The sequence below is a fragment of the Deltaproteobacteria bacterium genome, from assembly GCA_016874735.1.
Taxonomy (GTDB): domain Bacteria; phylum Bdellovibrionota_B; class Oligoflexia; order Oligoflexales; family CAIYRB01; genus CAIYRB01.
The window spans coordinates 227689-237532 of record VGTI01000003.1 but is presented as its reverse complement, the minus strand read 5'-3'; the positions used below and the strand labels follow the sequence as shown (position 1 = coordinate 237532).

11 protein-coding genes and 3 tRNA genes are annotated in these 9844 nt (G+C 52.4%); 6 read left to right on the top strand and 8 right to left on the bottom strand.

The annotated features are described in order from the left end of the window. The 3 genes from glmM to tsaE all read left to right on the top strand — a co-directional run. Positions 1–1066: phosphoglucosamine mutase (gene glmM, locus FJ146_03810; GenBank protein ID MBM4251071.1), on the top strand; the 1066-nt coding region annotated here is incomplete at its 5' end. Further along, positions 1063–1815, top strand: coding sequence for a pyridoxine 5'-phosphate synthase (locus tag FJ146_03805; GenBank protein MBM4251070.1), 753 nt, complete (start codon positions 1063–1065; stop codon positions 1813–1815). The genes glmM and FJ146_03805, both read left to right, overlap by 4 nt. 4 nt (positions 1816–1819) lie before the next feature. Continuing rightward, positions 1820–2281, top strand: a complete 462-nt coding sequence (tsaE, locus tag FJ146_03800) for a tRNA (adenosine(37)-N6)-threonylcarbamoyltransferase complex ATPase subunit type 1 TsaE (protein ID MBM4251069.1) — start codon at positions 1820–1822, stop codon at positions 2279–2281. On the opposite strand, the gene FJ146_03795 is transcribed toward tsaE, so the two are convergent. After that, on the bottom strand, positions 2275–3300 hold the full coding sequence (locus FJ146_03795; GenBank protein MBM4251068.1) for a LysM peptidoglycan-binding domain-containing protein: 1026 nt from the start codon (positions 3298–3300) through the stop codon (positions 2275–2277). The genes tsaE and FJ146_03795 overlap by 7 nt on opposite strands. A 196-nt stretch (positions 3301–3496) precedes the next feature. Here FJ146_03795 and FJ146_03790 point away from each other — a divergent pair. Further along, positions 3497–3573 (top strand) — tRNA-Arg (locus tag FJ146_03790). 147 nt (positions 3574–3720) lie between these two features. After that, positions 3721–4311, top strand: coding sequence for an SET domain-containing protein (locus tag FJ146_03785; GenBank protein ID MBM4251067.1), 591 nt, complete (start codon positions 3721–3723; stop codon positions 4309–4311). Here the strand turns inward: FJ146_03785 and aguB are convergent. From aguB to FJ146_03760, 5 genes are all read right to left on the bottom strand, one after another. Then, the gene (aguB, locus tag FJ146_03780; GenBank protein MBM4251066.1) at positions 4209–5096 is read right to left on the bottom strand and encodes an N-carbamoylputrescine amidase; all 888 of its coding nucleotides are present in this window, start codon (positions 5094–5096) and stop codon (positions 4209–4211) included. The two genes, FJ146_03785 and aguB, sit on opposite strands and share 103 nt — an antisense overlap. Further along, positions 5093–6115, bottom strand: a complete 1023-nt coding sequence (locus FJ146_03775) for an agmatine deiminase family protein (protein ID MBM4251065.1) — start codon at positions 6113–6115, stop codon at positions 5093–5095. The genes aguB and FJ146_03775 overlap by 4 nt, the downstream gene beginning before the upstream one ends. Positions 6116–6222: 107 nt before the next feature. Then, positions 6223–6312: transfer RNA gene (locus tag FJ146_03770), tRNA-Ser, on the bottom strand. A gap of 110 nt (positions 6313–6422) precedes the next feature. Further along, positions 6423–7055: a hypothetical protein gene (locus FJ146_03765; protein MBM4251064.1), complete on the bottom strand. Its 633-nt coding sequence runs from the start codon at positions 7053–7055 to the stop codon at positions 6423–6425. A 102-nt stretch (positions 7056–7157) separates the two neighbouring features. Continuing rightward, positions 7158–7245: transfer RNA gene (locus tag FJ146_03760), tRNA-Ser, on the bottom strand. Positions 7246–7309: 64 nt separating this feature from the next. Here FJ146_03760 and FJ146_03755 point away from each other — a divergent pair. Then, a complete protein-coding gene (locus FJ146_03755) occupies positions 7310–8329 on the top strand; it encodes a CapA family protein (protein MBM4251063.1) in 1020 nt (339 codons plus the stop codon). A gap of 1 nt (position 8330) precedes the next feature. Here FJ146_03755 and htpX read toward each other — a convergent pair whose 3' ends face one another. Together htpX and FJ146_03745 are read right to left on the bottom strand one after the other, a co-directional pair. Beyond that, positions 8331–9239 carry a protease HtpX gene (gene htpX, locus FJ146_03750; GenBank protein MBM4251062.1) on the bottom strand — a complete coding sequence of 303 codons (909 nt, stop codon included), beginning with the start codon at positions 9237–9239 and terminating at the stop codon, positions 8331–8333. Positions 9240–9246: 7 nt separating this feature from the next. Continuing rightward, on the bottom strand, positions 9247–9843 hold the full coding sequence (locus tag FJ146_03745; GenBank protein MBM4251061.1) for a hypothetical protein: 597 nt from the start codon (positions 9841–9843) through the stop codon (positions 9247–9249). Position 9844 lies beyond the last annotated feature (1 nt).

The window sequence follows — 9844 nt, the reverse complement described above, 5'->3', positions numbered from 1 at the left end:
TAATCCCTACAGTGACAACGGAATCAAGATATTCAGTGCCAATGGCTATAAGCTTCCTGACGAGGTTGAAGAAAAGCTTGAACTTATGCTCGAAGACCCTAGCCTTAGCGATAACCTACCGACGGGATCGGGCATAGGCCGCGCCAAACGTATTGAAGATGCGATTGGTCAGTACGCTGTTTATTTGAAAGAGCAATTTCCTAAGCAGCTGACGCTGGATGGTTTACGACTCATCATCGATTGTGCCCACGGCGCCGCGTACCGTGTGGCACCTAAGGTCTTCACGGAGCTTGGTGCGGAGTGCTTCCTTCTTGGCGTTGAGCCGAACGGCACCAATATCAACGAGGGTTACGGGGCCCTTCACCCGCAACGCCTAGTCGATCAGGTCAAATTGTACAAAGCAGACGTCGGACTGGCCTTCGACGGGGATGCCGATCGCCTGGTAGTCGTTGATGACAAGGGCGAGATCATCGATGGCGATGAAATCTTGGCGATTTGTGGCATTCAAATGGTGCGCCAGGGCACTCTGCGTAAAAACACGGTCGTTAGCACTGTCATGAGCAACATGGGCCTCGACATTGCCCTCGAAAGGGTAGGGGCGCAGCTACGCCGCACCAAAGTTGGCGATCGCTACGTTATGGAAGAAATGATTAAGGGTGACTACAACCTAGGCGGGGAACAATCTGGACATTTGATCTTTCGCGATAGCGCGACCACAGGGGACGGAATTCTTGCGGCACTGCACATTCTAAAGATTATGGTGTCTGAGGGACGCAAGATTTCTGAGCTCAAGGGCTGCATGGAACGCTTACCGCAGGTGCTGCGCAATGTCCGCGTCAAAGCTAAAGTTCCTTTGGAAGAACTTCCAGATCTTGCGAAATTGATTAGACAGATGGAGCAAAAGCTGGGTAAAGGTGGGCGAATCTTGTTCCGCTACTCCGGTACAGAGAGCCTAGCCCGCATTATGGTCGAGGGACAAAACTCAGACGAGATCGAAGCTATAGCCACTGAGCTCTGCACCGAAACGGCGGCAGCAATTATGAATCACAAAGGCCAAGTTCAATGATTCGTCTCGGTGTTAACCTCGATCACATTGCAACGCTGCGACAAGCTCGTGGAGAGCGCTACCCAGATCCAGTGCAGGCGGCACTGCTGGCTGAGGTCGGTGGTGCAGACAATATTACCTGTCACCTGCGCGAGGATCGCAGACACATCCAAGACCGTGATGTCTTTGCCTTAAAAGACACTATTCAGGTGCCCCTAAACTTCGAAATGGCCGCTACCAAGGACATGCTAGACCTGGCGATCAAGGTAAGACCGCACGCGGTGACGTTGGTGCCTGAAAAGCGCGAAGAACGCACGACCGAAGGTGGTCTTGATTTGCTTGGCAATAAAGAGGTCATTAAGGCAGCCACCAAACGTCTCGTGGACGCAGGGATCTTAGTATCACTATTTGTCGAACCAGATGTAACTGCCGTCACACTAAGCAAAGACTTCGGTGCCGACGCTGTTGAGTTTCATACGGGTAGTTTCTGCCATAAAATGGCGGCCACGACGTCTTCTCGAGCGCAAAGACCACTAGTCCAAAAGTTAATTGATGCCGCAGCCACGGCTCATCATCTCGGATTGCAGGCGCATTTTGGGCATGGTCTCAACTACACCAACGCGCAGTGGCTACAAGTGATCAGCCACGCCGAAGAGGCTAATATCGGTCATGCCATTATTGGCCGCGCCCTTTGGGTGGGCCTGAAAGATGCAGTGGCTGAGATGAAGCGCCTACTGAACGATCCCACCTTCCGGCCAATCTGGGATTGATCCAATGCCTGTGGATAAATTGTGGACGAAAACTATTAGCCTTAATGATTTAGGCGCTTTGGGATTTAATCTGGCGACCGAGCTCATGGCTTGGAACGGCGAGCACCCATTTTGCCTTTGGCTGATTGGACCACTAGGAGTGGGCAAAACCACCATTACGGGGGAGGTACTGCGTCAGCTTGGCCTGCCGCGCGTGGTGCCAGTTACCTCACCAACCTATACGTACATGAATGAGTATGAGATTGACGGCCATTGGTATGCTCATCTTGATCTCTACCGATCAAACTCTGGCCTAAGTTCTGAGGACCTTGGCTTGGCCGATGTGAGGCCCTACCGGGGCCTTTTTGTCGAGTGGCCCGAGCTCAAGGCCGATGACCCTTACTTAAGGCCCACACATACCTTAGAGCTTGATTTCGGACCCAACAGTGACGAGCGCAAGGTTAGCTTCAGTCGCGTTAATCAGTGAGTCGGAGCAGACTTCGCCTTGCCACGGGCACTGGGGCTCTTTAGAGGGCCAGGAAGTTTTGGCAGAGCCGCAAATTTGCCCCCCTCCATGTACTCCAGTTTCAGTCCAACCGGAATGTGGTGAGGATCTTTGATTTTTTCGCGATTGAAACTCATAAGGCGTGGCCAGGCGTCGGGACTTCCGTAGGTTTGAGCCGCTATCTTACTGAGCGAGTCGCCCTTTTTCACGACAAAGGTCTTCATAGTGGTGTTATAGGTCTTGGCAAATGCCTTGGCCTTGTCAATCCGCACATCGTAGCGGATGACGTCCCCGGCGTAGATACGATTGGCATCGGTAAGACCGTTGACGTGAGCAAGCTCTTGCCACCTCTTTGCCGTACCGTAAATCTTTTTAGATATAGTCGCCAGCGTGTCACCAGGCTCGATCACGTACTGCGAGCTGTCGGACTTTTTCAGAGGGGGGTGGGTGTCAGCCGTGTTGTCTCCACTGCTACCTCTGCCCCGTCGCTCAGTTTTGCCCGGAAGGTTTTGGGCAGCTCCTGGGCTGGAAATGGTCTGTACATCGCCCGGATCCGTAGGCTGAACGCTACCATCAAAAATGGATGACGTGTCGGATGCAGCTGAATCCGCAACTACCGAGTCCCCAGTTGTTGTTACGCTATCGGTGAGCTCCGCCTTAACCGTATCTGAACCCGTATTCAAAGTCTCCGATGGTATGGCCGACGCCGTCTCCGCGGCTGGCGTTGTCATATCTGCCACTGCACTGTCCCCGGCTGTACTCGCCGTATCGCTGGGCGACGTTGCGTCGGTACTCGCTGATGCCCCATCACTCGGGGCGGTTACATCTAATGGAGCTGAGTCCTGGTAATCTGACCCGTAAGCTGGTGCCACAACCTCCGTCGGTTCAATCTCATCGCTTGAGCACGCCGTCACACCACCACTCAGCAGTACTGAGATCGCCAAGGCTCTCGTCGATAATTTGATCCACGAAGCATAAGCGAATGGCTGTTGGTTTTTCATGACCACGACTCCTATACGGCGAATTAAATCCTGTGTTCGCTTTCATTTCGGCAGGTATGGGCGAAAAGTTTAGCGCCAAGCTCCTGCGAGTGAGTTTTTTTAGTTTAATTATTTCGTATGGTTGAAAGTTTTTGGAGGAATATCATTGATCTGTGCGCCAGCCTTTAGTATGACTCACCCGCCTTAGATAGGACACGCACCCGTGGCTCAGTTGGATAGAGCACCAGACTACGAATCTGGGGGTCGGGCGTTCGAATCGCTCCGGGTGCGCCATCCCTTTCCTCCTTATTCTTCGCTGACATCTCCATTCCCAACGATTGTTTGACAGTAATGATAAAATCATGAACTATGATTTTATGAACGATCGATTGTGACGAAGTCACTCTCAGCTGTCAAAAACGGCTTTGCCTTTAGGTTGCCATGGCTCGCTCAACTTCTCCGCGCAGTCTCGCCAAGAAAAAGCCGCCGTCGTCACTAATCTTGCTTGAGGAGGTTGGTGGTAAGGGTCGTGGTGTATTTGCCGGTAGGGATATAGCTGCCCAGGAGGAAGTCCTGGAATTCCTGGGTAATGTGGTCGATGTGTCCGAACTGGCTGATTTGACCCACGCATTGCAGATCGGTCCACGTGAGTTTCTAACCTCGTCTGGTGACGTCGATGATTATGTGAACCACTCATGTGAACCGAATTGTGGCATCAGGAACGATGGTCATAGGGTCGTACTTTTCGCCTTGGGCGATATTGCCAAAGATGACGAAATTACTTTTGACTACTCAACGACCCAGACCGGCGGCTTCTGGTCCATGCTTTGCCAGTGCGGCAGTGCAAAATGTCGCGGCATGATTGGCGACTTCCACGACTTGCCGGTGACCACCAAAGCCTTTTACGTGACCCAAGGTGCCGTGCTCACTTATTTAGTCGAAGATGGGGTTAAACCATCCAAGGTCAGCAACGGTGAGTATAAGTCCGGACGCCGATCACGGAAAAAGCCCATTCCAGCTCGGAACGCTTGAGCGCCTTTTAAATCTAAAGTCGCCATGAGCACACCCGAGAAACCCGGATCACCCTCACAGACCATATCTCCGCGGAAGTCGCAGGCAAAACTGTGTCCGTAAAACGTACAACTTGCAGCCCCGAACCGTTCGGTGCCGATGCGGTTTGCCGCAGCGACGTAAACGGAATTATGGACAGCATGTCCAACCATCGCTCGCTGCCACATGGCCGGGGTATTCGGGCTCGCCACCATATCAGTTGGTTCAGAGCCTATGGCAGTGGGATAAAGTAGTAAGTCCGCTCCTCTAAGCGCCATGGCTCGAGCACATTCTGGAAACCATTGATCCCAGCAGATACCCACGCCAACGCAGCCAAACTTGGTGTTCCACGACTTAAACCCAGTATCACCGGGATTAAAGTAATACTTCTCCTCATAGCCTGGTCCGTCAGGAATATGGCTCTTCCGATAAAAACCTAAGATCGTTCCGTCAGCATCGATCATAGCTAGGCTGTTAAAGTGGGCTTGCCCTGCACGCTCAAAGAAACTCAGGGGCAGTACCACGCCAAGCTCTCGAGCGAGATTTTGGAAGGTACCTAAAAAGGGATGTCCGTTGACCGGGTGAGCCCAGCCAAAATACTCCTCTCGCTCCTCTTGGCAAAAGTAGTGATTTTCAAAAAGCTCGGGCAAAAGGACAATATTGGCGCCCTTCGTCGCCGCCTCCCGCACGAACGCGGAGGCCATATTTACATTGGCTTCGAGGTCGCGCTCCATACGCATCTGCACCAAACCAAGCTTTATTGTCATCTTTCTACCTCTGGTTGTTGCTGCGTCAGACAGTGAAAGCTGCCACCACCAACGATAATGCTACGGGACGATAGCCCGATGACCTTGCGATCAGGGAGGAGTCCTTGCAGTATGGAAAGCGCCTTATGATCGTTCGGGTCACCGTACTGGGGGACCAAAACCGCACTATTCACGAAATAGAAGTTTGCATAGGTTGCTGGTAGGCGTGTGCCATCCTCGAGATGAATTGGCTCTTTGGGGAGTGGCAATTCAACCACCTTTAACGCTATTCCACGAGCATCGATCTCGGCCTTCAGAATCTCCAGATTCTCAAGCATAGGGGGATAATTCGGATCGTCCTTGTTGTCGGTAACCGAGGTCACAACGACCCCAGGCGCGACAAATCGCGTAATGGTGTCTACGTGCCCATCTGTATGGTCACCTTCGAGGCCCTCGTTAAGCCAAATTACGCGCGATATGCCCAAATAATCAGCGAGATATCGCTCGATGTCAGCGGGCGATAAATGCGGATTCCTCGTCGGTGTCAGGAGACATTGCCTAGTTGTCAGACAGGTCCCAAAGCCATCGACATCGAGGGATCCGCCCTCCATGATGATCCCCGGCTCGAACCTAGGTAGCCGTAGCGTGGGGGCCAGCCGTTCAGGTACCAGATTGTCCTTAGCGCTTTCGTATTTGTCTCCCCACGCATTAAAGCCCCAGTTTACATATGCGTAACCGGAGTCTTTTAATAACGAATGGGGATCCCGCCGCCGAACGAAAATTGGCCCATTGTCACGCATCCACACGTCATCCAGCGGCATCGGATGAAATTTGATGCCAGCAGCGTCCCGTAGCGCGTTAGTGGCAGAGTCCCAAGCCTCACCATCGCGCAAAAGCAGATGAACGGTCTCATACTTGGCTATGGCCCTCACCAAGGCCTCGTATTCAACACGGACTTCCTTAAGGCGGCCAAACCACATATCGTCGTCAAATGGCCAACTCATCCATGTTGCCTGATGACGTTCCCATTCGGCTGGCATAAATAGACCTAAGCTCCGCGGTAAGGTCGAAAGTACCCCAGTCATCCGTGTCTCCTCACTGGATAAGCTACCGTAATCACTTTACACATGGGTGAATTAAGAAAGTGTGGCGGAGAGAGAGGGATTCGAACCCTCGGTACAGTTTCCCGTACGCATCCTTAGCAAGGATGTGCCTTCAGCCACTCGGCCATCTCTCCGGAGATGATATGTGGACTTACTGCGGAACGAGCCGCGAGTCGAAGTTATACCGGCGGAAGCCCGGCAGAGTCAAAAGATTTTGACTCATTTTTGAATTTTTTGAGCTAGCTCAAATGGAAGCGCCAAGCACCAGACGCAAATAAATAAGGCGGCTGTATGGATCACTCTTAAACCGGCCGTCACGCCACTTAGGGTCCCCGCGTTCAAGACCAAGCCCAAGCCATTCAGCGCCGGCGTAGAAATGGCGCCACTGCCAACGACTGCCTACCGAGGCGCTTAGGCCATAACTCGTTTTGTCGCCGGGACTGTACTTTGAGACGCCATCACTAGCAGTGCACGTGGTTTCATATTTACGATAGTAAGGGGAGAAAGCGACATTGAAGTCGTTGGTTAAAAACCACCGAATCCGTCCACCGCGGATAAACCCATCGTCTATGTAGGGGCCATTGATCAGCTCACACGGATGGGGCCCAATATTAACACTAGTGCTTTGTGGCGGTGACTCGGTGTACAACTCAACCGAAAGATCGCGAGATAATTGGTAACCTAAGCTGAGGTTTGACCCCGAATATAGCTCCACGCCGATGTGGTATTTGGTGGACTGACGCGCTTCTGCCGACTCATCAGTTTCTGGCTCTTCACTCATGAGGAAGGGCAAATCAAAGTCGGCCTCTTGGGCTCGAGCTGCCGAAGACAGCATCATTACGACAAGCACCAGATATAGCTGCAGTCGATGGAGCATGACACCCGTCCGAGCAAAAGTTCCTAAGCCAACGCGCTAATGGGTTCCCGCTGTGCTGCAACAGCTTTTTTGCGCTATTATAGCGAAGATGTCGGGAAGTTTTGGCGGAGAGAGAGGGATTCGAACCCCCGGTAGGTTGCCCTACAACGGTTTTCAAGACCGCCGCCTTAAGCCACTCGGCCATCTCTCCAATTATTGCTAAGGGTCATACTATAAACTATCGATTCAGCCACTTCCAACGAATTTGCGCACGAATGTCATACTTCGTCTGTGCGTCACTGGTCGTATCGCAGATGGTGTGCGCTAGCAGCCTTCAAGCTGAAACCGCTGATCTCCAGTTCTTCGGCGATGTGCTTATCACTAATAAGTCGCTTTACCAAACAGATTCGAAGTACGCCGTCCCGAAGGTTTTTGGTGATAGTTTGCCGCTTCTCAACACTGCGAAGCACAATATTGTAAATCTCGAGGGAGTCATTGCTGGACAACTTCCGCGAACCACGTGGAAGCAGTACTTTCTGCGTATGCCCCCTCAATCAGCAAGATTACTGCGATCGGCAGGAATAGACATCGTAACCCTAGCCAACAATCACAGCATGGACTTTGGGTTTCCCGGTCTACTCAGTACCATGATGGCCCTAGCCAGGGCTGATATCCGCTCCACTGGAGCCGGGATGGATATAACGACGGCGAGTAGGCCAGTCATCATTGATCTTGAGGGCCGTTCCGTGTGCCTACTTGCATTTTCAAAAACTCTGCCGGAGACATTCTGGGCCACGAAAAGTCAGGCGGGGACCGCTTTTGCTAGTGAAACACTTACTGTGAAAAGGGTCAAAGATTGTAGCGATCTGGGCCTGTTTACCGTGGTCTCAATCCATTGGGGACAGGAGGGGCAAAAACATGCTGCCAGCTATCAGCGAGAGCTGGCTCAATCCGTGATAGATGCCGGTGCCGATCTCGTCATTGGTCACCACCCTCATGTCGTGCAGGACATTGAAACCTACAAAGGAAAACCTATTTTTTACTCTTTGGGTAATTTTGCATTTGGTACCGAGCCGATCTCCGGTGGGCAGGAGGGACTCGCTGTACGGGTGACATTCGCAAAATCGGCCGAAGAGGGCCCTAGAATCGAAGCCGTACCTCTTGCTGTGAGTAACCAAGTCGTTCGCTTTGTACCGCGCCCGATAGAACAACCAAACCAGCCCGCACTAGGCACCTCAATGCCCAGCGAAGATCAATGTCAATGGCACCAGGATCGCTGGATCTGTAGATTCTAAACTAAGTCTGCCCCGTCCATTGCTTGAGCCTTTCGATCCTTACCTCAAGCGGTGGATGAGTCATCAGTAGGCCGACTATGCCTTTCGGGGCTCCAGCAATCTTCAAGCTCTGAAACGCCGGCTGGGCCGGATCGACCATTTCGACCGTTCTTTGTAGAGCCTGCAGGGCGCCAATCATCTTGTCGCGGCCAGCAAGTCCAGCACCACCTTGATCGGCCCGGAACTCGCGGTACCGCGAAAAAGCGCATACAACGATGGATCCGAGCAGTCCAAACAAGATATCGAACAGAAAAACCAACATCTGCTGCACCATGTAAGACGGTCGACGGTCGTCGTCCTCACTGCGCATGAGATTCGAGACCGCAAACGCGGCGATGCGAGCAAAAAACATGACAAAGGCGTTAACAACACCCTGAATTAAGGTCATCGTCACCATGTCGCCGTTGGCGACATGGCTAATCTCATGACCTAGCACGCCCTCTAGTTGTCGCCTATCCATCCGGTTTAAAAGCCCCGTAGACACCGCAACGAGGGCATTGCCAAGACTAGGGCCGGTGGCAAAAGCATTGACCTCCGGGCTCTCGTAGACGCCCACCTCTGGCATCACAGGTAAATGAGCGCCGGCTGCTAGATGATGCACCAGCGCCACCAACTCACGACCATGCGGATCCGTGGTATTGGGGTCAATGATGGATACACCCATAGACCATTTAGCCATAGTCTTCGACAGGAGGAGGGATATGAAAGATCCTCCCATGCCCCATACCGCACAAAATCCCATGAGGGACTGATAATCGATGCCGTAGGCCGTCAGATAGGGCCTGATCCCCAAGACCGAAATCACTATTGAGATGGTGGTCATCACCAGAAAGTTGGTCAGAACGAAAAGGAATACTCTTTTAATCACGATGGCGCCCCTATCTTGCCTGCTGAAGCCTCGGAGCAGGCTGTCCCAACACAATTGCCATATTTTTTACGATGCGGCCAATCTCATCTGCAGGATCACCAGCAGGTAGCCAGGTAACACTAGCTCCGCTCACCGGCACGGCACCACCTGGTAATTGCTCAACGCTGTTGTGGATCGTCATGTCGGTGATTCCAGGCCCACCTCTGGCCAGACGTAGCGAGATCTTGTTTCGGTACACAATCCCGTTTAGGAAATAACTGTCCCATTCAGTGGCAAAAATGCCCTGGTTTTTGTCAGCTATAAGTGGGCTATAGTTGCGCATGAGGACAGACAGCACCGCCTCCCAAACTTCTCTTTCCGCCAGGTGAAGCCTGAAAGTATCTTTATCTACAACGTAGATTGTGGTGGCGGCATCTTGAGTTGCGTGAGAGTCCTGAGTACGCTCAGCTGCTCCCGAAACCACCGGAGTTGGCTCGGAAACCACTGGAGGAACTGGTGGCGCCAGTCTCTGATCGTGCTGTTGCCGGTACTTCTGTAAGTGCAGCGGCACACAGCCAGATATAACCAAATAGATGACGCCAATTGTTCTTAGTTTTTTGTAAAGCATA